The sequence below is a fragment of the Aliiglaciecola lipolytica E3 genome (assembly GCF_000314975.1).
GTDB classification, from domain to species: Bacteria; Pseudomonadota; Gammaproteobacteria; order Enterobacterales; family Alteromonadaceae; genus Aliiglaciecola; species Aliiglaciecola lipolytica.
Genome location: NZ_BAEN01000076.1, coordinates 246,054 through 270,658, shown reverse-complemented (window position 1 = coordinate 270,658; position 24,605 = coordinate 246,054). Strand labels below are relative to the sequence as shown.

General features: G+C 40.9%; 26 protein-coding genes. 12 read left to right on the top strand and 14 right to left on the bottom strand.

Annotated features, from left to right (window positions below; all coding sequences use genetic code 11):
• Nucleotides 1-72 precede the first annotated feature (72 nt).
• The gene (locus GLIP_RS19735; RefSeq protein ID WP_008846481.1) at nt 73-648 is read right to left on the bottom strand and encodes an SPOR domain-containing protein; all 576 of its coding nucleotides are present in this window, start codon (nt 646-648) and stop codon (nt 73-75) included.
• Between the two features lie 187 nt (nt 649-835).
• Nucleotides 836-3,010 carry a primosomal protein N' gene (priA, locus tag GLIP_RS19730; RefSeq protein ID WP_008846480.1) on the bottom strand — a complete coding sequence of 725 codons (2,175 nt, stop codon included), beginning with the start codon at nt 3,008-3,010 and terminating at the stop codon, nt 836-838.
• A 201-nt stretch (nt 3,011-3,211) separates the two neighbouring features.
• On the opposite strand from priA, the gene rpmE reads away from it, so the two are divergent.
• Nucleotides 3,212-3,424: a 50S ribosomal protein L31 gene (gene rpmE, locus GLIP_RS19725; RefSeq protein WP_008846479.1), complete on the top strand. Its 213-nt coding sequence runs from the start codon at nt 3,212-3,214 to the stop codon at nt 3,422-3,424.
• Between the two features lie 53 nt (nt 3,425-3,477).
• Here the strand turns inward: rpmE and GLIP_RS19720 are convergent, their stop codons facing one another.
• Nucleotides 3,478-4,602 carry a hypothetical protein gene (locus tag GLIP_RS19720; protein ID WP_008846477.1) on the bottom strand — a complete coding sequence of 375 codons (1,125 nt, stop codon included), beginning with the start codon at nt 4,600-4,602 and terminating at the stop codon, nt 3,478-3,480.
• Between the two features lie 435 nt (nt 4,603-5,037).
• Between GLIP_RS19720 and GLIP_RS19715 the strand changes: the two genes are divergently transcribed.
• Both GLIP_RS19715 and GLIP_RS19710 read left to right on the top strand, forming a co-directional pair.
• Nucleotides 5,038-6,285 carry a malic enzyme-like NAD(P)-binding protein gene (locus tag GLIP_RS19715; RefSeq protein ID WP_008846475.1) on the top strand — a complete coding sequence of 416 codons (1,248 nt, stop codon included), beginning with the start codon at nt 5,038-5,040 and terminating at the stop codon, nt 6,283-6,285.
• A 53-nt stretch (nt 6,286-6,338) separates the two neighbouring features.
• On the top strand, nt 6,339-6,827 hold the full coding sequence (locus GLIP_RS19710; RefSeq protein WP_008846474.1) for a GNAT family N-acetyltransferase: 489 nt from the start codon (nt 6,339-6,341) through the stop codon (nt 6,825-6,827).
• A gap of 60 nt (nt 6,828-6,887) precedes the next feature.
• On the opposite strand, the gene GLIP_RS19705 is transcribed toward GLIP_RS19710, so the two are convergent.
• A complete protein-coding gene (locus GLIP_RS19705) occupies nt 6,888-8,063 on the bottom strand; it encodes a hydroxymethylglutaryl-CoA reductase (RefSeq protein ID WP_008846473.1) in 1,176 nt (391 codons plus the stop codon).
• A gap of 221 nt (nt 8,064-8,284) precedes the next feature.
• Entirely contained in the window at nt 8,285-8,602 is a 318-nt protein-coding gene (metJ, locus tag GLIP_RS19700) for a met regulon transcriptional regulator MetJ (RefSeq protein WP_008846472.1), read from the bottom strand.
• Between the two features lie 189 nt (nt 8,603-8,791).
• Between metJ and metF the strand changes: the two genes are divergently transcribed.
• Nucleotides 8,792-9,682: a methylenetetrahydrofolate reductase gene (gene metF / locus GLIP_RS19695; protein ID WP_008846471.1), complete on the top strand. Its 891-nt coding sequence runs from the start codon at nt 8,792-8,794 to the stop codon at nt 9,680-9,682.
• Nucleotides 9,683-9,716: 34 nt separating this feature from the next.
• Nucleotides 9,717-10,646, top strand: a complete 930-nt coding sequence (locus GLIP_RS19690; RefSeq protein WP_008846470.1) for a virulence factor BrkB family protein — start codon at nt 9,717-9,719, stop codon at nt 10,644-10,646.
• Nucleotides 10,647-10,676: 30 nt separating this feature from the next.
• Here GLIP_RS19690 and GLIP_RS19685 read toward each other — a convergent pair whose 3' ends face one another.
• Both GLIP_RS19685 and GLIP_RS19680 read right to left on the bottom strand, forming a co-directional pair.
• Nucleotides 10,677-11,312, bottom strand: a complete 636-nt coding sequence (locus GLIP_RS19685) for a DUF2959 domain-containing protein (RefSeq protein WP_008846469.1) — start codon at nt 11,310-11,312, stop codon at nt 10,677-10,679.
• 2 nt (nt 11,313-11,314) lie between these two features.
• Complete coding sequence (locus GLIP_RS19680) at nt 11,315-11,536, bottom strand: hypothetical protein (RefSeq protein WP_008846468.1); 222 nt, start codon at nt 11,534-11,536, stop codon at nt 11,315-11,317.
• Between the two features lie 125 nt (nt 11,537-11,661).
• Between GLIP_RS19680 and pip the strand changes: the two genes are divergently transcribed.
• The 3 genes from pip (at nt 11,662) to GLIP_RS19665 (ending at nt 14,124) form a co-directional block, all read left to right on the top strand.
• Nucleotides 11,662-12,633, top strand: a complete 972-nt coding sequence (gene pip / locus GLIP_RS19675) for a prolyl aminopeptidase (protein WP_008846467.1) — start codon at nt 11,662-11,664, stop codon at nt 12,631-12,633.
• A complete protein-coding gene (gene dtd / locus GLIP_RS19670; protein ID WP_008846466.1) occupies nt 12,630-13,070 on the top strand; it encodes a D-aminoacyl-tRNA deacylase in 441 nt (146 codons plus the stop codon). Before pip ends, dtd begins: the two co-directional genes overlap by 4 nt.
• 145 nt (nt 13,071-13,215) lie before the next feature.
• Nucleotides 13,216-14,124 (top strand): bifunctional GNAT family N-acetyltransferase/hotdog fold thioesterase, encoded by a 909-nt coding sequence (locus GLIP_RS19665; protein ID WP_008846465.1) that lies wholly within the window; start codon nt 13,216-13,218, stop codon nt 14,122-14,124.
• A 97-nt stretch (nt 14,125-14,221) separates the two neighbouring features.
• Here the strand turns inward: GLIP_RS19665 and rpoH are convergent, their stop codons facing one another.
• Nucleotides 14,222-15,076 carry an RNA polymerase sigma factor RpoH gene (rpoH, locus tag GLIP_RS19660; protein WP_008846464.1) on the bottom strand — a complete coding sequence of 285 codons (855 nt, stop codon included), beginning with the start codon at nt 15,074-15,076 and terminating at the stop codon, nt 14,222-14,224.
• Between the two features lie 248 nt (nt 15,077-15,324).
• On the opposite strand from rpoH, the gene GLIP_RS19655 reads away from it, so the two are divergent.
• Both GLIP_RS19655 and GLIP_RS19650 read left to right on the top strand, forming a co-directional pair.
• Nucleotides 15,325-16,545, top strand: coding sequence for an EAL and HDOD domain-containing protein (locus GLIP_RS19655; protein WP_008846463.1), 1,221 nt, complete (start codon nt 15,325-15,327; stop codon nt 16,543-16,545).
• Between the two features lie 47 nt (nt 16,546-16,592).
• On the top strand, nt 16,593-17,825 hold the full coding sequence (locus tag GLIP_RS19650; protein WP_008846462.1) for an EAL and HDOD domain-containing protein: 1,233 nt from the start codon (nt 16,593-16,595) through the stop codon (nt 17,823-17,825).
• Between the two features lie 9 nt (nt 17,826-17,834).
• On the opposite strand, the gene ftsX is transcribed toward GLIP_RS19650, so the two are convergent.
• The 3 genes from ftsX to ftsY are packed head-to-tail and all read right to left on the bottom strand — an operon-like array spanning nt 17,835 to nt 20,862.
• Complete coding sequence (gene ftsX / locus GLIP_RS19645; RefSeq protein WP_008846461.1) at nt 17,835-18,815, bottom strand: permease-like cell division protein FtsX; 981 nt, start codon at nt 18,813-18,815, stop codon at nt 17,835-17,837.
• Nucleotides 18,815-19,519, bottom strand: coding sequence for a cell division ATP-binding protein FtsE (gene ftsE, locus GLIP_RS19640; RefSeq protein WP_008846460.1), 705 nt, complete (start codon nt 19,517-19,519; stop codon nt 18,815-18,817). The genes ftsX and ftsE overlap by 1 nt, the downstream gene beginning before the upstream one ends.
• A 14-nt stretch (nt 19,520-19,533) precedes the next feature.
• Complete coding sequence (ftsY, locus tag GLIP_RS19635) at nt 19,534-20,862, bottom strand: signal recognition particle-docking protein FtsY (RefSeq protein WP_008846459.1); 1,329 nt, start codon at nt 20,860-20,862, stop codon at nt 19,534-19,536.
• 179 nt (nt 20,863-21,041) lie between these two features.
• On the opposite strand from ftsY, the gene rsmD reads away from it, so the two are divergent.
• The gene (gene rsmD / locus GLIP_RS19630; protein ID WP_008846458.1) at nt 21,042-21,629 is read left to right on the top strand and encodes a 16S rRNA (guanine(966)-N(2))-methyltransferase RsmD; all 588 of its coding nucleotides are present in this window, start codon (nt 21,042-21,044) and stop codon (nt 21,627-21,629) included.
• Here the strand turns inward: rsmD and GLIP_RS19625 are convergent.
• Nucleotides 21,626-22,216, bottom strand: coding sequence for a YjaG family protein (locus GLIP_RS19625; protein WP_008846457.1), 591 nt, complete (start codon nt 22,214-22,216; stop codon nt 21,626-21,628). The genes rsmD and GLIP_RS19625 overlap by 4 nt on opposite strands.
• Nucleotides 22,213-22,812: a YhgN family NAAT transporter gene (locus tag GLIP_RS19620; RefSeq protein WP_008846456.1), complete on the bottom strand. Its 600-nt coding sequence runs from the start codon at nt 22,810-22,812 to the stop codon at nt 22,213-22,215. The genes GLIP_RS19625 and GLIP_RS19620 overlap by 4 nt, the downstream gene beginning before the upstream one ends.
• A gap of 192 nt (nt 22,813-23,004) precedes the next feature.
• Between GLIP_RS19620 and GLIP_RS19615 the strand changes: the two genes are divergently transcribed.
• Entirely contained in the window at nt 23,005-23,187 is a 183-nt protein-coding gene (locus GLIP_RS19615) for a hypothetical protein (RefSeq protein ID WP_008846455.1), read from the top strand.
• A 66-nt stretch (nt 23,188-23,253) separates the two neighbouring features.
• Here the strand turns inward: GLIP_RS19615 and pepB are convergent, their stop codons facing one another.
• Nucleotides 23,254-24,546, bottom strand: a complete 1,293-nt coding sequence (gene pepB, locus GLIP_RS19610; RefSeq protein WP_008846454.1) for an aminopeptidase PepB — start codon at nt 24,544-24,546, stop codon at nt 23,254-23,256.
• Between the last annotated feature and the right edge of the window lie 59 nt (nt 24,547-24,605).

The window sequence follows — 24,605 nt, the reverse complement described above, 5'->3', positions numbered from 1 at the left end:
AATTTGTTGAATCAATATGTAAGATTCAACGTTTTAAGAGACTAAGGGCAATGGGACCCATTACATCAGAAATCAAAGATCCCAATACCAAATTTGACAAGAGCCAATGCCGATTCGTTGAATCACATGACGATCTGTTTCAGCATCGCGTTTATAGTCATATGGCCCAAGTATGACTCGATACCAAAGTCCATTTTTACCGTCACTTGCTTTTACCAAAGATTCCAGTCCCTGTAGGGCTAACTGAGCACGCATTTTTTCTGCTTGTTGCTTTTGTCTAAATGAACCACATTGCATTAAATAAGGCCGCTCTGATTTTTCCTGCTCTTTGCGGTCGATCTCTACACTGCCATGTTCAAGCTCTTCAGGATAGATGTATTCCTCTTCTGGCATCTCGGGCAAAGAATCTTGCTTAGTCGACTGCACTTGGTCTTTCTGCGTTTTGTTGGGTTGTTCAGTTTGTTGCGCTTCGAGTTCTTCGTCTGCGGAAGTTGATGGATGACTAATAGCCCACAAAAAGTAAGCAAATCCGCCTACTAAAAGCAATATGATAACCAATGCCAGCCAGGGCGGTTTAGGTGTCGTGTCTTTTTTAGTTTGCTTCTTTTTAGGTGCTTGACCGCGTTTTACAAAATCTTTATGTGCCATAATTATTATTTTTATTTTGAGGTTTGAAAAGACAGACTATATTTTTAAAGGTAATCAACTAAGCATTAAGTGGTAGCGTTTTCTTAAAAGACAATAATTTATTAAAGTTAAAAGCCGATTTCTATGAACTAGGCGTAAATAGTATCGTGAACAGCCCGATAAAACCAACAATAAACTACCTAAACATTTAGATGAAATCCTGCGGATCGATGTCAATAGACCAGCGTACTTTCCTAGCAATTGGAAGCGCTTCTATATCCGTCGAAAAGTGACCTATCACTTGATTTAAAATGGCGCGACTATGGCTTTGTAACAACAATTGCATTCTGTATTTTCCCTGACGTTTTTCCATTATGGCGGGAATCGGTCCAACAATACGAATCTGAGGGTGTTGCAACATTTGCGAAACATGCGACAAAAACTCAAAGCCATCTTGTGCTTGTAACGACTCAGTTCTAAACAAAGCATGAAAACTAAACGGCGGTAAACTGGCTAACTTTCTCTCGCTCAACGCAAATCGAGCAAAATGCCCATAACCATTGTTGATAAGGTCCTGCAATAATGGATGTCCCGGTTGGTGAGTTTGCAGCCACATTTCACCTAGCTTTTGAGCTCGGCCAGCGCGCCCCGAAAGTTGGGTTATTAACTGCGCCAAATGTTCTGAAGCCCGAAAATCTGCACTGAACAATGCCCCGTCTGCGTCTAAAATCACTACCAAAGTGACATTAGGAAAATGATGACCTTTTGACAGGATTTGCGTGCCTATTAAAATTTGGTGAGCGCCGGCATTTATTTCAGTCAGTAAATTATCTAGCTTGGCTTTGCCTCGCACACTATCACTGTCGATTCTAACTGCGCTGTATTGCGGAAATTGACTTTGTAAAAACATCGACAGTTGTTCAGTGCCAACCCCTTGAGTGATCAGCTCATGATGACCACACTCTTTGCATTGTTTTGGTAAAGCTCTTGCTGCGCCACAATGGTGGCACTGAATCTTTTGCAGTGACTTGTGTACGGTAAAGGGCTTATTGCAGCGTTTGCATTCTTCAACATGACCACATTGATGACACAGCAATGCTGGCGCAAATCCGCGGCGGTTAACAAATAACATAACCTGATTGCCAGCCTTAAGATGCTGCTCAATGCGCGTCAACATGCCTGCGGCTAACCCCGCTTGTAAAGGTTGATTGGTTATATCCAGTACACTCTGCTTGGCCTGCACAGCGTTGCCTGCTCGTTGATTAAGTTGCAGGAGTTGGTATTTATGGGTAAGCGCGTTATTTAATGACTCCAGACTCGGAGTTGCAGAACCTAATAATAGCGGAATATTATGTTCTTTAGCACGTATAACGGCTAAGTCCCGGGCACTATATTTCAGACCATCTTGTTGTTTATACGAAGCATCGTGTTCTTCATCAACAATGATCATGCCGGGACGTACCATAGGCGTAAAAATAGACGAGCGCGTTCCAATAATAATCGACAGTTTACCAGCACGACTTTTTTGCCAGACCAATAAACGTTCGTTGTCAGTTAAGTTCGAATGTAAAATACCGACTTCGAGGCCAAAACGATTTTCAAAACGTTTAACCGTTTGCGGGGTTAAACCTATTTCAGGTACTAGAATAAGCACCTGTTTACGATTCCGTAGTACTTCCTCGATACTCTGTAAATAGACCTCGGTTTTACCACTGCCAGTAATCCCTTCCAATAAAAAGCAGGTGTACTTGTTCAATGCTTGCGAGATGGCAGTGATTGCCAAAGCTTGTTCTACATTTGGTTTTGGTTTAATGACGTTTGAATTGAATTGGAAGTCTGCGTCTATACGCGTATCTTCGACTAATTCGATAGTAGCAAGGTTTTTTTCTAATAATCCTTTAATAACACCATCTGTGTATTTTTGTTTAACCACACTTAACGTTTGCGCATGGTTTAAGAGTTCGGCATATAGCTCTCGTTGTTTTTTTGCTCGCCCCAGCACTTCTGGGATTACATCAGGTTCAGTTTGCGTTAAACGTAATGTTTCAATCGGCTTAGGTTTATCAGATTCACCTTTTCTCAGTGCCACTGGCATCACAGTGTGCAGCACTTCGCCAATCGGATGATGGTAATAACCCGCTAACCAGTTACACAAAGACAACATGGTTGAGTCGATAATTGGCTGTTCGTCGATAACTTGGCTAATGGGTTTTAATTTGGACATAAATGGAGAATTTTGCGTGGTTGACATCACAACGCCAATCAATTCTCTTGGCCCAAAAGGTACGCGTACACGACAACCGGGATGCAGGTTTTGCTGTTCATGCAAATAATCGAACAATTGTCGTTTCGGTAACGGCAGCGCAACTTGATAAATAGGCATGGGCTAAATCAGACAATCCTAGAGATTTTATGCTTTGAAAAGCACAATATGGTTAACAAACAGTCAAAACAGCTTGATCAATACAGACCTTTACATTAATATGCGCGCCTCTTTGCGGCAAGCCGCTATTTAAAATTAATTTGCGTATGGTGTGCAACTTCGGGTTGTATAGCGATACGGCCCAGAAATGAGGTAATCCCTATGAAACAAGATATTCATCCAACTTACACTGAAATGACAGCGACTTGCTCTTGTGGCAACAAAATTGTTGTACGTTCAACACTTGGTAAAGACTTGAACCTAGACGTATGTTCTGCATGTCACCCATTCTACACAGGTAAGCAACGTAACGTTGATACCGGTGGTCGTGTTGACAAATTCAAGAAGCGTTTCGGTGCATTGGGCAAAAAATAAGTCCAACTATCGAATCGAAAAAAAGGCGCTATTTGCGCCTTTTTTTGTACCTGTTATTTATTCGACTCTGCAATTAAATCGTGAATATGCCTAAGTGAAGGCAGTTTCTTTTCAGAATGATAAAACAATCGATTCAAGCGGCCGAGTAAATTAATCGAACGACTTGGGTCTTTAGGCTTTCGTCTATGAGAACTGGCCGTTTGCAAAAACTCCCAAGGTTTTAAATCCATTTGATTAATCTGCTCAGCACTGATCCCCTCAGCACTGATGGTCGATAAGATTCGTTCTGTTTTACTTTCTTGAATAGGAATAATGACATTGTTATAAATATCAGTGAGCGGGTCACCTATTGCTGAAAGTGTATTGTTGATTGCTAACCATACTTGATCATGATCGAATTGATGGTGAGCAGGCGCATAATACCCCATTATTTCCCATTCCAGTTCAGCGTTGCTTACTGCAATCGAACTTTGTAAATTGTCTGAAAAAGACAAATCGGGACGAGCACCTATATTGTATACGTCAACTGAGAACCCTAAACAGATGACCAAGTCACCTGTCGTCTTAGGGTCTCGATAAAATCCTTCAAATGCGGCCCGCTTTACTCCCATCCAACCATGAACTTTTGGCGATTCGTTGGCAAATGAACGAACATCATCGGGTAAATCTTCACCATACTTTTCAATGAACAATGGCAAAGGATCTTGCTGTAGTTGATCATCGGGAACCCAGATTTCATATTCCTGACGATTATCACCTTTTCCCCTACTTTTAATGCCATACGACAAATTGGTGGGACGACAAATATTGCGATCTTCACCTACTCGATGAAAATACTCGGAACGAAAACGTTTAATAAAGGGAGCATCTATACCTGCTAGGGCGGCAGTGGGGTAACGAAATCCCAATTCACTTTTGGTTACCAATGATAATCCGGCTACCGCATTTTCCAACACAGGTTTAACCCCAGCGAGAGATTTCAATTTTGGAAACACAATACTTCGTTCTGGTTCAATACACTGTCGTTGACCATCAGCACCGACAAACTTCGGTGTTTTATGATAATCAAACTCGCTTAATCCAAGGCGTGCAGCATGAGCGTTACGAATCAACGCCAAGTCTGTGAACAATGCATCATGATTTTTGATATGTTTGATTAGTGGTCGGTTATCGGTCATAAAAAGGGGAGTGGTTAGCTTCTCAAATTAATAAAGATACCCCTGTTATAAAGTGATAGTACAACTAACACAAGGGAAAATTTAACGACTAAGTAAGTGCTTAACCTGATTGATATCAATAAGTAGAACAACTTATTAAACTAAAGTATAAACAGCGCACAAAAATCCATTATGTTTTTAATAGCTAAACGATATCATATTGATGAATAGTGTTAATAGCATCATCCGATAGGTGATTTTGTTAAAGCTATGTTACATTCTACCGTCTGGACATCAAGCGCGTTCGATTACAGTTCAAAACGAATCAAACCGCATAAACAATAAAAATAATAATCTGATGTTTAATAACTAACCTACAAACATGCTCACTTATTACCCCTTGGAGATCAAGTTAATAACAGTGTGTACCCTACAATTATAAGGAACAGGACAAACATGTCTGATTTTCGGCAAAAAGCATTGGATTACCATTCCAAACCTGTACCGGGAAAAATTAGCGTAGAGCTAACTAAACCGGCTGAAAGTGTTACAGATTTAGCGTTAGCGTATAGCCCCGGCGTTGCCGAGCCCGTCAGAGAGATTGCAGCTGATCCAAGTGCTGCTTATTTATATACTGGCAAAGGCAACATGGTCGCCGTAATTACTAATGGTACGGCCATTCTTGGATTGGGAAATTTAGGACCACTTGCTTCAAAACCGGTAATGGAGGGGAAAGCGCTGCTGTTTAAACGCTTTGCCGGATTGGATTCAATTGATATTGAAGTTAAGCACAACACCACAGAAGAGTTTATCAATACTGTAGCGAATATTGCGGATACGTTCGGCGGCATTAATTTAGAAGACATCAAAGCCCCTGAATGTTTTGAAATTGAGCAAGAATTAATTAAACGATGCTCTGTACCTGTGTTTCACGATGACCAGCATGGAACAGCAATAGTCACCGCGGCTGGAATGCTTAACGCGTTGGAAATTCAAGGTAAAAAAATTAACGAAGTCAACATTGTGTGTATGGGCGCTGGGGCAGCAGCGGTTGCCTGCATGGAACTTTTAATAAAATGTGGTGCTCAACGAGAGCGCATTTATATGCTAGATCGAAAAGGGGTTATTCATACCCGTAGAGACGATTTAACACCGCATAAACTACTATTTGCCAATAATACAGACAAACGTACACTTGATGATGTTATGGAAGGTGCAGATGTGTTTGTGGGTGTATCAGGCCCGGATGTACTGCCTGCCGCCACACTTCAGTTAATGGCTCCAAACCCTGTTATTTTTGCCTGTTCTAATCCAGATCCCGAAATTAAACCGGAATTAGCAAACAAAACGCGCAGCGACTTGATTATGGCTACCGGACGATCTGACTATCCAAATCAGGTAAATAATGTGTTGTGTTTCCCATTTATTTTCAGAGGTGCGTTAGATGTCAGAGCATCAAAGATAAATGACGAAATGAAAATTGCCGCCGTTGATGCTATTCGCAGCATAGCCAAAGAACCCGTCCCTCAACAGGTTCTGGATGCTAGTGACGTAGATAGTCTAGAATTTGGACGCCAATATATTATTCCTAAACCTATGGATCCAAGGCTATGCAAACGTGTGGCCACCGCCGTCGCACAAGCCGCTATCGATTCTGGTGTAGCTGCCATTACCGCCTTGCCCAAAAATTATTTGGAACAGTAGAGTAAGGCGCACTGCGCCTTACCTCAAATTGGGAGTCATTAAAAGGACGTTACATGAATATTCGTCATAGTGAAAAAGCCGATATAGCACAAATAAAACACATTTATGAGCAAACGGTAAATTATGCAAACACCCTACAACTTCCCTATCCGTCATTGGATACTTGGGAAAGTTTTTTGGCAGAAAAGCCGGAAAATTTTTACAGTTTAATCGCGACCAATGACAATCAAATTGTGGGACAGATTGGTATTGAAGTATTCACTAAACCACGCCGTAAGCATGTTGCTAATATTGGAATGGCTGTATTACCTGATAAATGTAATCAAGGGATTGGTAGTGCATTGCTAAAAGCAGCGATTGAACTTCTTGAAAACTGGTTAGCGGTCACGCGTATCGAATTAGAAGTTTACACCGATAATGCACATGCCGTAGCACTGTATGAAAAATTTGGATTCAAAAAAGAAGGAACCGCTAAACAATATGCCTTTCGTAACGGTGAATATGTAGATGTTTTTTTAATGGCCAGAGTCAACATTAAGTGATCAACTCAAAATCATTAGGATTACCTATGCGAAGATGATCCTAATGATTTACATGTATTACTAATCTCTGTTTCGACCGAACTTGTCGTGACTACTTACCCAATGTCCCCCAATCACAGCACAAGCTAGAGAAATATCACCTGCTAGTACTGTTGCAGCGACAATTTCTGCAAATTTATTAGCTTTACCCGTGCCGTAGCAACCCATTAACTCCAAACACTCTTTTTGAGTGGGCAGCCCGGTTCCACCACCATAAGTTGCCACAATTAACGAAGGTAACGTAACTGATAAGTAAAAATCACCGTTATCTAATAACTCATGTGACAATAAACCCGCATGCGACTCAACAACGTTAGCTTCATCTTGTCCGGTAGCAATAAATAATGACGCGATACCATTAGCAGAATGAGGGCCGTTATAGGCTGCGCCGGCCATCAAAGCACCAGTGTTAGCCAGCACGGTAGCTCTAGCTAACATTTTAGTATCTACTTTCATTATTTTTTTAAGCACATCTTTTTTCAACACAATTTCAGCAATGACTCGCTTACCACGAGAATGCAGCATGTTTAAATGTGAATGCTTTTTATCCGTGTCCATGTTGCCCGATAATAGATATTCACAGTGTTCTGGATAATTTGCGACAATCCACTCACAAGCAGCCAAAGTTGCCTTACCCACCATGTTTTGACCAGCGGCATCACCGGTAGTGTAATTAAAGCGCAGATAGCGAGTTTTAGACACTGACCATTGCATAATGTGTTCAAGCTTACCGATACTGGTAGTTGTTTCTGCTGCCGCTTTAATTTCAAAAAAATGTTCTTCAACCCACTTACCAAATTCTCGCGCTTCACGGGCATTGGCAAAAATAAACGCTGGAGCGCGTTGCATAAACTGTTCAACGACAGTGGTATTGACTCCTCCACATTCGTTTATGACTCGCATACCACGACTATAACTCGCCACCAAAGTACCTTCGGTGGTCGCTAGGGGCACATGAAATAGGCCATTTGCGTATTCGCCATTAACTTGCAGAGGGCCCGCAATACCAACAGGCATTTGTACCACACCAATAAAGTTTTCAATATTTCCAGGCAACGCCTCAGGATCAATGGAAAAATGTCCAGTATGGGGCAATTCCGTGCCCGTTTGCTCTGTTAGGTATTCACGGCGCTTTTGGGCCCACTCTAGACTATGATCATTCATTGTATTTCGGGGGATACGCGGTGTTTTTACCATGTTAACTAATCCTCAAAAGGCGTTATATAATTGATTGAATGTGCTATTCGCTATTAAATACTTAATGCAATGAGCCTGCCAGAATAAGGCTATCGCATAAAGATGAATAAATAATGAAATTCATTAGAGTTCTGGCTATTTTTGCACCAAGACTGGGAATTTACAATGCAGTGTTGCTGCATATTTAAGCATAGCATAGATGCGAGAATGCTAATTCGTTATCAATCATCTATCTCTTTAACTTCTAACCCCATAGCTTCCATTAACTCTCTTGCTTCGGTGGGAATCCGATTGGGATTATCTTTGCGCAAATCCTCGTCATCTGGCAGCGGTTGGCCAGTAAACGCATGCAAAAATGCTTCGCATAAAAGTTCTGAGTTGGTTGCATGTCGCAGATTATTTACCTGACGACGAGTTCTTTCATCGGTTAACACTTTTAATACCTTAAGTGGTATCGATACAGTGACCTTTTTTACAAGTTCACTTTTTTTGCCGTGTTCAGCGTAGGGATGTATATATTTTCCGTTCCACTTTGCCATACTGTTGCTCTTTAATCTTTCTTATAAGAGGAAAGTCTAACCTCAAGTGTATTAGATGTCTAAACATCTTGACGGCTTATCATTCTCAGTTTAGTTTAGACGTCTAAACGGCTAAGACCAATCCTTAACTAAAATGTGTAAAACGAGTATGGATTGCGATAGTTTTAATTTTTCTCATTGGAGTACAGCATGGTCTCTTACGCACAAGGTATTGAGTCACTAAATCAGTCGCTGTCTGAATTAAGCGGTATCAATGTTTCTTTTGAATTTTTTCCGCCTAAGACGGAGCAAATGGAACAAACACTTTGGAAATCAGTAGAGCGTTTAGCGCCATTGAAACCTGCGTATATGTCTGTTACTTACGGCGCAAATAGTGGCGAAAGGGATCGCACCCACGACGTGGTTAAGCGAATTCAGAATGAAACCGGAGTAGCCGCAGTTCCTCATTTAACCTGTGTTGACGCTGGCCGTGAAGAGTTGATTCAAATTGCAAAAGATTATTGGCAATCTGGTATTCGACGTATAGTCGCGTTGCGCGGAGACTTGCCGCCAGGGACAAACAACACAGAGATGTATGCTGCTGACTTAGTCGCCTTGTTAAAAGACGTAGCCGACTTTGATATTTCCGTTGCGGCCTATCCCGAAAAGCATCCCGAAGCACCCAATGCCCAATTTGACTTGCTCAACTTGAAACGCAAAGCGGAAGCCGGAGCAACCCAAGCAATTAGCCAGTTCTTTTTTGACGCTGAAGTATTTTTACGTTTTCGTGACCGTGCGGCGGCGGCAGGTATCGATTTAGATATTGTTCCTGGAATCTTGCCTGTCACTAATTATCAAACCTTAAAACGCTTTGCCGGTTTTACTAATGTGCATGTGCCCAATTGGCTGCATAAAATGTATGACGGATTAGATCAAGAAGATCAAACCACACGTAACCTTCTTGGTGCGAGCATCGCTATGGATACCGTAAAGGTTTTGGCCAAAGAGGGAATTAGAGATTTTCATTTTTATACCTTAAATAGAAGTGAATTAAGTTACGCGATTTGTCATTTATTAGGAGTTCGCGCTCAAAACGGATAGACTGAGGTATGCGTAACGTTATTTAGAGGATCATATGACACAGTTTCCTTGGGTTTCAAAAACCAAGGCCTTTTTTGGGCATGTGTATGTTGTTTTGCGCAATGTGGTGCATCATTGCCAGCAAGATAATATTGCCGTATCGGCCGGCCATTTGGCCTATGTTTCTCTACTCTCTCTCGTACCTTTCATCGTGGTGTTTTTCAGCATTTTATCTGCATTTCCAGCATTTTCAGAAGTCAGGTATCACTTGGAACAATTTGTGTTCAGTAATTTCATTCCCACATCAGGGGATGTGTTGCAAAAACACATGACAGAATTTGTTAACAACGCTTCTAAAATGGGAGCGGTTAGCATAGTGTTCCTCGTTATTGTCGCCCTCGCCCTAATATCAAACGTCGATAAGACCCTAAATCGAATTTGGCAGGCGAAGAGCGAACGCCCGAGAATATATACCTTTGCCATTTATTGGATGGTTCTTACCCTCGCACCGTTATTGATTGGAGTAAGTGTGTTGGTGAGCTCGTATTTGGTGGGTTTAGCAAACTATGCCGATGAGTATACGCCTGGCTTTAGCACGTTGATGCTAAAAGTAGTGCCATTCTTAACCTCTGTCATCGCCTTTTTCATTCTTTATATGGTCGTTCCAAACAAACAAATCAGTTACAAACATGCGTTAGCAGGCGCTATCTTAGCTGCCTCCATGTTCGAGCTATCTAAAAAGATGTTTTCTTTATATGTTGAAAACTTCCCTTCCTATCAAGTTATTTATGGCGCGATTGCCGTGGTGCCAATACTTTTTGTCTGGGTGTATTTAAGTTGGATTTTAGTGCTTGTCGGAGCAGAGTTCACGCGCGCTTTAGAGCGACTATTGCCGGAAGAAGATACTGGCGAAGAACGAAACCTGATGCCAAAAGATGATGATGATGAGGAAGAAGAAATTAGCGTCAAAAATAAGAACAGGTAAAAAAATAAGGGGCTAAGCCCCCTATTTCGATCAGGACTGAATACTTGAAATAAATTCGTTCGACTGCTTAATCGCAGAATTCATTTCTTTTATCAATACATCAATGTCTTTTTTGATAACGTTAAACTCACCTTGCAAGGCACCCACAGCACTCGCATTTAAGTTATGTTTTAGATATAACACATTATCTTGCAAAGCAGATAAAACCGGTGCCATTTTGGACTCCGCCTTGCGCATCGTGGCAATTAAAGATTTATAACGCCTTTGTGTATCTCTTAATTGTCGTTCGCTTTCGCGTCTTAGATTGGCATTTGAGTACTTGTCTAACTCTTCTGACCATTCATCAAATAGTGCTTCGGCAACGCTTTCCACTTTATTGATACGGTTGCTAACATTGCTGGCAGCTTCCTGACTTGCTTCAAACTGACTGTTTAGATCATCGTAAACGTCTTGTAATTCGCCACCATCAAAGTTAATTAACTGGCTAAACTCATCCAATGCAGATGCAAACTGCTCCTGCGCTTCTTCTTGTGAGTCTTTAGCTTCTTCTACTCGATCTACCAGTATGTCGCGTTTTTCAACACCTAGCTTCTCCCACGCGGCATAATAAGCACTTTGACAACCAAACATGGCTAAACTAAGCATGACAATTAAGAACTGCTTCATTGCTATGGACCCTTATATTTTGCTGCGTCAATAATAGCCCAAATATAGACTATTCCAGCGATGATTGCTGGTACAATCAAAAACCATAGCGCCGCACCACCAAAAAATAAGATGGCGAATATAAGTGCCGCCAAAATTCGACCTTGTACTAGTTGTCCTAAGCCGGGGAAAAAGATATTACAAATCGCAGCGATTACGTTACCACCTGATCCTTGTCCTGCCATTTTTGCCTCCAATATCGAGTTTTAGTTTAATAGTTAACCTAAATTCAGGTTAGATCACTTAAATTTTGTTGATAAAGTGCTAAATTAAAACAAATGGAATCAATAAACAAACAAAAGCGGAGTTTATGAGCCAACTATATCCAGCAATTAAAACCTATCAAACAGAGATGCTCGATGTAGGTGATGGACACAACATCTATCTTGAACAATCTGGTAATCCGAATGGTATTCCAGTGTTGTACCTTCACGGTGGCCCAGGAGCAGGCTTATCGCCTATGTACCGAAGCTTTTTTAATCCTGAGCTATATAGAATCATTGGCTTCGATCAACGCGGCTGTGGCCAATCCACACCATTTGCAAAGCTAGAGCACAACACCACGTCTCATATTCTTGAGGATATTGAACAAATTCGCCAGCATTTGGGTATTGATAAATGGATGCTGTGTGGCGGCTCATGGGGAACGACGCTGGCATTACTCAACGCAATCGACAAACCTGACACTGTCTCAGCGATTATTTTGCGCGGTGCATTTTTGGCTCGTGAAGAAGACTTTAGTTGGTTTATCGACAAAAGTGGTGGCGCAGCCCAGATTTTCCCAGAACACTACGAAGAATTTGTTGAAATAGTGAAAGACGGCCCTGCAGAGTTATCCATTGTCGACCGTTTTTATCACATCTTTCGACATGGAGACGAGCTTACTAAAATGCATGCGGCTAAATCTTGGTGTATGTGGGAAGAACGGATATCGGTTTTAAATAGTTCGATTAGAGAACATGACTTCCATCAAAACTTACATCGTGCTGCCAGTTTAGCTATGTTGGAATGTCACTATGTCAAACATAATTGTTTTATTCGCCAAAATCAGATCATCGACAATATTAGTAAAATAGACGCCATACCCGGCACAATCATCCATGGGCGCTTTGATATAGTTTGCAAATTAGAAAACGCATTTACATTAAGCAAAGCGTGGCGCTCGGGACAATTACTAATCGTTCCGGAAGCCGGACATAGTGCATCAGATCCTAAAATCAGCGATGCAATTTGCCACGCCACTAACGAAATGGCTACATTTTTAAAAGAGAAAAAATCGTGATTGCTTTAATTCAACGGGTCACCAAAGCCCAAGTAGACGTGAACAACAGTACTATAGGTAAAATTGATAAGGGTATGCTGTTACTCTTAGGTGTGGAAAAAACAGATACTGAGATCACCTTAAAAAAACTGGCCGAGAAAATTTTGAAATTGCGAATGTTCAGTGATTCCGACGGAAAAATGAACTTAAATATTTCTCAATTTGGTGGTGCTATGTTGATTGTATCGCAATTTACCTTGGTGGCAGATACACAAAAAGGTAATCGTCCTGGATTTTCAAATGCCGCACCACCTGATCAAAGTAAACAAATGTATCAACAATTTATTGAATTTTGTCAGCAGCAAGGCGTTATTTGTGAGACAGGAGAGTTTGGCGCAGATATGCAAGTATCTCTAGTAAATGATGGTCCAGTCACGTTTCATCTGCAAATAAATTAACAGTTCTATTGTGCGACGTAAGCGATTGCGCTTTAATGATGAACATTTTTACGTGCCATCATGTATGGCAGGCAAAGATTGCAGACTGAGTTTTATTCATATTTGACTCGATGATTTTACTGCATAAAAAGAGAACGCTATTTATATGTATAGAATTGATACGCCTAAAACCGACAAACAACTTGAAGACTATTTCCATTTCCGTTGGGAAATGCTGCGTGAGCCTTGGAATCACCCTTTAGGTTCTGAAAAAGACGAATATGAACAAGTGGGCGAACACCGAATGGTCGTTGATGGTAAAGGCAAAATTGTTGCCGTAGGTCGCGTACATTTGAACATGGAAGAAGAAGCCCAAATTAGACATATTGCCGTAGCTAAAGATTATCAGGGCAAAGGGTTAGGAAAATTAATATATTCAGCCCTTGAGGAAGTAGCGAGACAACAAGGTGTTAAACGACTAGTTACCAATAGCCGCCGAATCTCAATTGAATTTTTTGAAGCTTGTGGTTTTGTGGTGGAAAAAGAAGCCCCTACTGAAATGGGTAAATTGAAACGCTCTCAGATGATTAAAAAATTATCTGATGTGAATCAAGTTATGTTGCACCCCAAATGGTGCCAAGAATTGCAAAACACCTGGTACGAAACTATCCCCATTAGCGAACAAATGGGCATCCAACTTTATCAATACAGTGGTAAAACCCTAGAAACTCGCGCGTCATTGAATAAAAATATTAATTTACACGGTACTATGTTTGCCGGAAGCATATTTTCCCTAGCAACCCTAACCGGTTGGGGCATGATCCACTTGAAACTAAAAGAAAAAGCCTTAAGTGGAGAAATAGTGTTGGGTGATGGCGATATTCATTACCACAAACCTATTACTATGCAGCCTAGAGCTCTATGCAATATTGAAACATTAGAAGGTAAATTCGAGCTATTAGAAAGAAACAAGAAAACGGCCATCAAACTGCAAGTCGACATTTTAGATGGTGAATCGCCAGTGGCAGAATTTAAAGGGGTATTTTGGGTTTTACCAAATAAAGCAGAAGAGTAATTCAAACGCCACTTTATTGCTTTAAAAAAGCTTATTCATTAAACACAAAAAAAGCGCGATTAATTCGCGCTTTTTGTTTGATTTCACGATTTGGAAATTAAGCAACCATAGCTGATTGTAATTTCTTCATTGCATTTTTTTCAATCTGTCGAACTCGTTCAGCAGAAACTTCGTATTTATCAGCCAAATCTTGAAGAGTCAGTTTATCATCAGACAACCATCTCGTTTGAATGATATGTTGGCTACGCTCGTCCAATGTTTTGATTGCAGAGTGTAGTCGTTTGGTTGCATTCGCATCCCAATCCGAGTTAATCACTTCATTTTCAACATCGGTGGTTTTATCTTCTAAAAACTGGACCGGCGCAAAACTACCATTCTCATCATCATCAGCAGACAAATCAAACGCTTGGTCTTGGCTACTCATCCGAGCTTCCATTTGCAACACTTCTTTTGTGCTAACACCCAGTTCTTCAGCTACTTTTTGCACTTCTGCGTGAGTAAACCAACCTAAACGCTTTTTATTTTTGCGTAAGTTAAAAAATAATTTACGTTGTGCTTTAGTTGTTGCGACTTTCACAATACGCCAGTTTTTCAATACGAATTCGTGAATTTCTGCTTTTATCCAATGCACAGCAAAAGACACCAAACGTACACCGACGGTAGGGTCAAACCTTTTCACTGCCTTCATTAGGCCAATATTGCCTTCTTGAATCAGATCAGCTTGGGGTAAACCATAACCAGAGTATGATTTGGCGATATGTACAACAAAACGCAAATGAGACATTACCAGCTTTCGTGCAGCCTCAATATCTTCATCGCGCTGCAAACGTTCAGCCAGTTGGCGCTCTTCTTCCACAGTCAGCATATCAATGCTGCTCACAGCTTGGATATAAGTTTCGATACTGCCGCTGTGAGGAACGCTTAATACCATAGCTTGCATATTTGTGCTCATGTTTACCTCGTTATTCGTTTCAGCCCATTATTCTATCAAGTCAAATGAACAAAGCCAATTATCTATATTAAAGTAGACCGCAAAAACCTATAAATAATTCACTCAAACATATAATTATTTGTCGATATCACAGACATTAGAGTTATATGGGGGCATAGAAATAAATATAAAGGTATAAATTTAAATTTAAATACTTCACTATAATTGGCTAGAATGCATTCAACTCGAACAAGAAATAGGCAGCAGTAATGTTCTCATATATTGCACGACACGCAATTTTCGACTCTCAAATGCAAGTATACGCCTATGAGCTTCTTTTTCGAGACGGTAAAGTCAATTGTTTTCCCGAAATTGAACCAAATGAAGCCACATCGAAGCTCATTACAAATAGCCATTTTACGTTAGGTGTAGAAGAGATTTCAGATGGTAAAACCGCATTTATCAATTTTCATACGGATACACTGTTATATCGTTTCCCAACTTCACTAAATCCAGATAACGTGGTGATCGAAATCACTGGGAATGTAGACGTCTCTGAAAAGCTCGTGGAAGCATGCCAACATATCAGCGGATTAGGCTATAAGATTGCAATAGATGAATACGATTTCAATTCAAAATGGGACGTACTTTTCCCCTTTATCAGCGTTATTAAAATTGATGTCTCAACCTCAGATTTAACTAAAATCGAAAGCAATATTGCAGCTCTAAGCGAAACAGAAATTACCCTAATTGCGGAAAAAGTAGAAAGCCGAGAAGTCTTTGAACAGTGTTGTTCGTTGGGATTTGAGCTGTTTCAAGGTTTCTTTTTCACCATTCCGGAAGTGCTAAAACAGAAAAATATTCCTTCTTCCAAGCTCAATTTATTGGAGCTAATGCGCGAAAGTGCTAGCGAACAATTTGAATTTGCCAAAATTTGTCAAATCATTGAAAAAGACGTTTCACTTTCTTATATGCTGATGCGGTTTATCAACAACCCGATTATGAATAAACGCAATAAAATTAACTCATTAAACCATGCTATCAACTACATGGGTGAAGTTGAAATTAAAAAGTTTATTGCATTAGTAGCGATTGCTAATTTAGGCGACGAAAAGCCACCAGAGCTAGTTCACTTGTCCTTAGTTAGAGCAAAATTTTGCGAACTTATCTCTATCGCTAAAAAAGATGCAGATAATCCACCAAAGGGTTTCTTAGTTGGTTTATTTTCGCTGTTAGACGCGTTGCTAGATCAAAACATGGAAAAACTAATGGAAAAATTGCCGCTGAGTGATGATTTAAAACAAGCATTATGTGGCACAAATTCGGTGCTCAGGGATTATCTCGTTGTCGCTCGTGCGTTTGAATATGGCGACTGGAAAGGTGTTAAGCACCATTCTGCCAAACTTGAACTTAATCAACACATGTTGCATAGTTTTTACAATGAGTCTATAAAGTGGGGATCAGCAATGACCCGCTCAATTCGTAACTAATCGGAAAATTACACATTTGTGTAAAAACGGAATAATAAGGTGTATTGATGTTCGCTTTTGTGGCTAGGCAACCAATCTTAGACAGGGAAAAAGAAGTATTTGCGTATGAATTGTTTTTTAGAGATGGTCAAAATAATTGTTTTCCAGACAAAATCATTGACCCCTCTAAGCCTCAACAGTCGAACTTAAAGCTAGCGCTGGATGATATTTCTTGTCAAAAAACCTCATTCATCAATTTTACCAACGAAACACTATTAAAGGGTTTACCTAATAGTTTAGACCCTAATACGGTCGTAGTTGAGGTTTCTGAAGGTGAAGAGGGAGACCAAGGATTAATTGAAGCCTGCCAGAATATTCATAATATGGGATTTCAGATTGCTTTAAACGAGCCGAAATTGACCACCAGCAGCGAACTACTAAGTTTGGTGGATATTGTCAAAATTGACACTTTCAAACATGCGTTTCCCAATATAGCAAAACAAATTCCACGCTTTACCAACGCCAACGTAAAACTGGTAGCAGATAACGTCGATACGCTGCAAAACTTTATCTCCTTTGGTGATTTGGGTTTTGATTATTTCCAAGGTTATTTCTTTTCAAAGCCGGTTAATTTCAGCCAAGCGCCGCTACCTGTAAATAAACTGTCTCTAGTAGAGCTGATAGGCGAAACGGCGAACGAAAATTTTGGTATTGAACGAATTAATGAAATCATTGAGCGCGATGTAGGGCTGTCATACATGTTGCTGCGGTTTATTAACAACCCAATGATTAATAAACGTTTCAAAATCACCTCTTTAAAACACGCGCTAAACTACATGGGTGAAGTAGAAATCAAAAAATTCATTGCTTTGTTAGCCTTGGCTAACTTAGCAGATGACAAGCCCATGGAGCTATTGCATATGTCGCTAGTGCGGGCTAAATTTTGTGATCTTATTGCCAAACAAAGACGAATTGGGGATAACCCACCCACCGGATTTATGGCGGGTTTATTTTCATTACTAGACGCTTTGTTAGATCAGGAAATGCAGCAATTAGTGAACAAAATGCCCATTGTAGATGAAGTAAAGTTTGCTCTATGCGGAGGCAAAAACGACTTTTATTTATACATCATGCTTGCCAGAGCGTTTGAAAGCGCAACTTGGATGAAAGTCAGAAAGATTTCTGAAGCGTTGGAAATTGACCAAAAGCAATTACACCATATCTTTAATCAAGCAGTGCTTTGGGGCAATACAATACGTCAATCAATATCACCACACTACCCAAAAGCTCTTGCAAACTAGCCGGTAGCGTTATTTAGGTTCAATGCTTCGAACATGTTTATGTACGGATATCATTGAACCTGCAAGCCCCAGGAAAATAGATAAACCAAGCATAACGATCAGTGAGGTTACATCCAATCCGGTTAAATCAAAATTCTTTGCATATTGAGCGGTTAAGGCATCAATGCTACCGCCCATCCACCAAAGTAGTAAAAGCACGGCAAACCAAGCCATCAAGCCGCCCAACAAACCATACCACATACCTGTATACATAAATGGACGGTGGATAAATGCATCTGTTGCTCCCACTAACTTCATCACCAATATCTCGTCTCGTCTGCTCAATATATTCAGGCGAATGGTATTGCCTATAATCAACACTACGGCTAAGAATAACAAAAGTGCTACTGCATAAATCAGTTCTTTAGCAATTGAAAGAAAACCATGTAAGCGTTCCAACCATTTGATATCTAGTTTTCCAACTTCTACGTGGCGCTCTCGATTTAATTTATCAAGCAACAGTTTGGCCGCTGTTGGAGCAGTATTCTGCGACGTTGGCCTCACCAGAATCACATCTGGAAGTGGGTTTTCATCTAAATAACTTAACGCTTCACCTAGGCCACTTTGTTGTTGAAACTCAATCAAGCCCTCAGCGGCTGGGATATAGGTAACAGAATCAATTTCAGACCACAGACCTAGCCGAGTCACTAATTGACTGGCATCTTTGGATTGTGTGTCTTTACGCAAAAATAAGGTAATTTCAGAAGCTTGTTGCCAATTTTCCGCAATTGATTCAGCATTTTTAACCAAAATATAAAATGTACTAGGCAACGTAATACTCAATCCGAGAACGCCTATTGTCATCATTGACGCAAGAGGTGCCCGCCACAGTTCACCTAAGCTACCTAATGCTTGCCTAACATGGCTGACAAAAAACATATTGATACGCTGAAACATGCCAATTTTGGATGAGTGAGCACCTTGTGAACGTCCTTTAAACAAAATACTCATTAGAAGTCGTACGCCTTAGATTCGCTGCTATCCCAGTCTTCACTTAAACCATCGGTGATCATTTGACCTTGCTTCAACGTTAAGGAACGATATTTCATTCTAGCAATTAAGCCTAAATCATGGGTCGCAATAAATACCGACACACCAGCTTGATTAAAATCTTCAAATAAGCGAATGATTTCCATCGATAGTTTAGGGTCGAGGTTACCGGTAGGTTCATCAGCCAGTAATAGTGGTGGCTTATTTACAACAGCTCTGGCAATGCCCACACGCTGAGCCTCACCACCAGAGAGCATAATAGGTAAACTTCTAATTTTGTCGCGTAAACCAACCATTTCTAATGCAGCATGCACGCGCTTAGTGGTTTCTTTGCGTGAATAACCTTCAATCACCAACGGCAGGGCTACGTTGTCGAATACGGTCTTTTCCATCAATAACTGGTGACTTTGAAAAATCATTCCAATATCTCTGCGGATAAAGGCTATTTGACGACGATGGATTTTATTTAGGTTGTGACCATTAATAAACACTTGTCCAACGGTTGGACGCTCCATAATACTGATAAGTTTTAATAAGGTACTTTTTCCCGCACCTGAGTGACCAGTAAGAAATGCCATTTCACCGGGCTCAATATGGAAACTTACTTTGCGTAAGGCTTGTTGCCCACCCGGATAAGTTTTGCTTACCTGTTCAAACTTTATCACTTCTTTACCTACGTCTAATTTTCATTGTCTTGAAACAATGCTTCGACAAACTGTTGGCTATCAAATGGTCGTAAATCATCAATACCTTCACCAACGCCAATATAGCGGATTGGAATATCAAATTTATCTGCTATTGCGAATATTACGCCGCCTTTGGCGGTGCCGTCCAATTTGGTTAAAGTAATACCAGTTAGCCCAACTGCTTCATCAAACAATTTAGTCTGGCTCAGCGCATTTTGGCCTGTACCCGCATCAATGGTGAGCATAATTTCATGTGGGGCTTGGGGATTTATTTTTTTCATCACCCTTACGACTTTTTTCAGCTCTTCCATTAAGTGATCTTTATTTTGTAATCGCCCTGCCGTATCTGCAATGAGTATATCTACGTTTTTTGCTTTTGCGGACTGAAACGCATCAAATATAACAGATGCGCTATCAGACCCAGTTTGTTGGGCAACTACGGCGATATTATTTCTTTCCCCCCAGACCTGAAGCTGCTCAACTGCGGCTGCACGGAAGGTATCTCCGGCGGCGAGCATAACTTTTTTACCTTGCTGTTGGAATTGTTTGGCAAGCTTGCCAATGGTGGTCGTTTTACCAACTCCGTTGACTCCCACCATTAAAATCACAAAAGGACCTTCAGCCGCTTCAATATTCAAAGGTTTGCTAGCTTGAGCTAAAATATCCGACATTTGCTGTTTCAAAAGTTGATATAAAGCTTCACCATCTTTGAGCTGCGAGCGGTTAGCGCTTTGAGTCAACTCCGTAATAATGCGGTTGGTCGTGTCCATGCCTAAATCAGCTACAAGCAACTGAGTTTCTAATTCTTCGAACAACTCATCATCAATGACTTTGCCTTTAAATAGACTGACAAAGCCACTTCCCAAATTCTGCTTAGTGCGTGATAAACCGCGCTTTAATTTGCTGAAAAATCCTTCTGTTGGCTCTGGCTCTGGCTCTGGCTCTGGCTCTGGCTCTGGCTCTGGCTCTGGCTCTGGCTCTGGCTCTGGCTCTGGCTCTGGCTCTGGCTCTGGCTCTGGCTCTGGCTCTGGCTCTGGCTCTGGCTCTGGCTCTGGCTCTGGCTCTGGCTCTATAATAGTTTCTTGTGGCACCACAGTATGGTCAACAACCTTCGGTAAGTCTGTGGAGTCCTGAACCGAATCAATTGCAAAACTATCTTCTAAATCCGACTCTTTACGTATTTCATCGGTGGATTCAGGAAGTGACTTTTCTTGCTCAACGTGCGCCTCTTCACTCTGGTTTTGCTTAACTTCATCTTGTCCAGATGTTGAATCGGATTTCTCATCTTTATCTTTGTTGAACCAACGGAAAAATTTAGACATGCGTTATTTAAATCTCTTGATAATGTGAGTCTGAGGTTTTGTATTTGATAACAAACAACATTCGACTGATATAAAGTTCTAAGATAGTTACCTTACTTTTCAAAAAGTGAGTATGCAGAAAAGCCCCTAAAGGTATACACTATCGTCCAATTTTGACAATCATAGCATTTCTTGGATTCATGAAGCGAGGCGTAAAAAAGCAAAAATCGACCACAGGCTCTATCCGCATCATAAGTGGTAAGTGGCGAGGCAGAAAATTACCTGTTTTGGATGCCCAAGGATTACGTCCAACAACTGACCGCAACAAAGAAACACTGTTCAATTGGTTAATGCCCTATATCAATGAAAGTTGCTGTTTGGATATGTTCGCTGGAAGCGGCAGCCTTGGCTTTGAAGCTCTTTCAAGACATGCTAGTGCGGTTGTTTTTATGGAGTTAGAAAAATCTGCATGGCAAATTATTAAGAATAATTTAGACAAGTTGCAAGTAAGCGAGCAGCAAACGAAAGTGCTTCAAGGCAACAGTTTAGAGCTGTGTAAAACACTCGACGAAAAATTTGATTTAATCTTTATTGACCCGCCATTTAACGCAGGATTAGTGCCGAAATCTATTGAAACAATTGAAGCTCTAGATTTAGCTGCACCTGATTGCCTTGTTTATATTGAATGCGAAGCTCAAAATCAACACTTTCAGGTGCCAGAAAACTGGCATTGCATCAAAGAAAAAGCAACCCAAAGTGTTTCAAGTAAATTATTCCAAATAAATTAAGCACTGGTGATTTCAATACCTATATTAGAAACACCTTCACTCTTTGCCATTTCTCGCAATGTTTTAACGCTTGCTGCACCTTCTGGCATTGAATTAATTTGCGCTAATAATTCTGTTTGAAATGCGACTTCCCATTGCATTAGTGGATGCTCTTTAATTTCTTGAGAGCTCAATGATTCATCAGATACCAGTTCAACAAATGCTTCAACGCTTCCTTGTGACAACTTCGAAACGATAACTGCACCTTGTGGTTCATCATTGGTTATTAAAGACATGATCGCCGCCAATGAGATAGCCGCATCAATGGCAGGATATACACCATAGCTATCAAAATCGGCAGAATCAGGAGTCACATCTTCGATTTTTTCCAATTGCAGAGCAAAATTAATCTTAGCTCCCGTTCTGGATAACCATTGCCAAACTGACTCCAATGATTTGTGGAATTGACCTTCATCATCAAATTCAGACGACTCACAAAACAGCTGAAAATTGGGCTTCATGCGTTCCGTTAAAGTGGCCGCAAAGGCAACAGCATGCCAACCGTTCAATTCACGAACTTTCTGAAATGTATTTAATTTTGAGGTCAATTCGTCACTCCTAATGAAAAGTAATTACCTACGCCATCGAGAAACATTTGTATTGCTAACATGATCAAAATCATCCCCATTAAACGTTCGATAGCTATAAGTCCGCGCTCTCCGAGTACCTTAAAAAATACACCAGAAAACATTAATATGCTTGCAGAAATTGCCCAAGCAGAAAAAAGCGCCAATGACCAATCCAGCATGCGCAACGGATCTTGGTTTGCAAGTAATATCAATGCCGCTAACAAAGAAGGGCCTGCGATCATTGGAATAGCCAACGGCACGATAAATGGCTCTTGTTCAGACACATCATCGTCATGTTTTCCTTTGTTTGGAAAAATCATACGAATAGCAATCAAAAACAATATGATCCCACCGGCAATGCTAACGGCTTGTTGTTTAACATTTAAAAAATCTAGAACGGCTTGCCCACTAAAAAGAAAAACGAACATTATTAGCAGTGATAATACTAATTCGCGCGCCAACACCTTGCGCCGGCGTTTCGGTTCAATAGATTTTAGAATGGACATAAATATAGGTAGATTACCCAGCGGATCCATAATCAAAAATAGCATTACCGCAGCAGACCATATATCCATGACACCTCCCTCAATTTAAAAATTGCGGCATTGTAAACCGAAACAGGTTTTATCCATAACCGAATCAAGAATAAAAACAACTCTTTAACTTGTAGGTTTAAACTTATTAGCTTACTTTAATCATGATAGGAAACTAGCAAAATAATAACTTTACGCTTTACTTAGTTAAAATGATTGACCAAGGAAACCTCCATGAGTTTGATGACAGTAGCAGAAGTAGCTGAATATTTGGGTGTTCAAGAGTTAAGAGTTGAACGTCTTGAAAGAGAAAGCTTATTAATCTCGAAAGACAAAAACAGTGAAGGAAAACCACTTTTTGATAGAACGGATGTAGAAAAGTATAAGGAATTTGCCGAACGCATTGGTGGCATTTAGCCCGCGTTCGACGTTTCCAGCATCAACCATTACTAATTATGGTTGAGAATAACTAATTGCAGTAATTTAGGCGTCCAAAAGCGCTTGGGCAATGCCTCTAATTCCGATTCCGCTGCCTCCTGCCGGCATTGTCGAAGTTCCGCTAGCGTTATATGCCGCAGCTAAATCCACGTGAATCCATCCTTTGCCTTCATTACCGACAAATCGCGAAAGAAAACCAGCTGCATTCGAAGCGCCACCAGCACCACCGCCCTTTTGAGCACGGCTATTCGCTGTATCTGCAAAAAATGATGAACATTTGTCTTGATGCCAAACTTCGAGAGGTAACGGCCAAACCGGCTCGAATTGTTGCTCTGATTGTTTGATAAATTGTTGAAGTGCAGGTTTATCAAGGGCAAATACAGCATTGTAATCCCCTCCGGTGGCCGCCACAGCAGCACCTGTCAAGGTTGCAGCGTCAATTATCAGCGGCGCATGGGTTTCACTTGCAGCCATCAATCCATCTGCTAACACCAACCTGCCTTCGGCATCGGTATTAACAATCTCTACTGTTACACCATTTTTATAGGTTAAAACGTCACCCAATTTAAACGCGTGACCGCTTATCAAGTTCTCAGCACAACACAAAAATAATTTCACGCGCTTATCTAAGCCTTGCATGATCGCAAGCCCCAGCGCGCCAGTTACTGTGGCAGCACCACCCATATCACATTTCATGCTTAACATGCCTTCGCTGCTTTTAATGCTGTAACCACCGCTGTCAAAGGTAATTCCTTTACCGACCAGAGCGGCTGCAACAGGAGCGTTTTCATCACCGCTTGGGTTGTAGTCAACTTCCAATAATACAGGCGGACGAACACTACCGCGTCCCACATTATAAATGCCAACCCAGCCTGCTTCTGCAAGCTCTTCGCCTACCCAGGTTTTTACCGACAATTTATCACCGGCTAATTGACTCAACCATTCACTACTGCGTTTAGCCAATTCTTCTGGTGGGAGCTGCTCGGGTGTTTCATTAACTAGATCTCGAGTGAAACACAATGCAGCAAAGCGTTGCTCTAACGCTTCTTTGTCTTGATTGTCTAACCAGTTAATTGCTGCCGGATTTCTTGGACGGCGATAACTAAAAGCCAACGCCCATTGTTGCTGAGCACTCCATTGGCCAGTAAAGGTGATACCGGTTAAATTCATGCTGTCGAGCTTGCGAGCTGCCACAGCGATTTTAGAAAGCTGTGTATCAGTTGCGTCGTTAGCGTCGAGGTGAATAGTAGCAGTTTCAGCATTAAAACTAAGTAGCGCATTGTCTCCCCAATGTGCCTTTGCTGGCTGAAAACTGAGTTCGACTAAAAGATGTGACATACTGGTTTCCTTTTTCTTTGTCGTCCATGTTACATCAGATTAAGACATGGACTAATGTA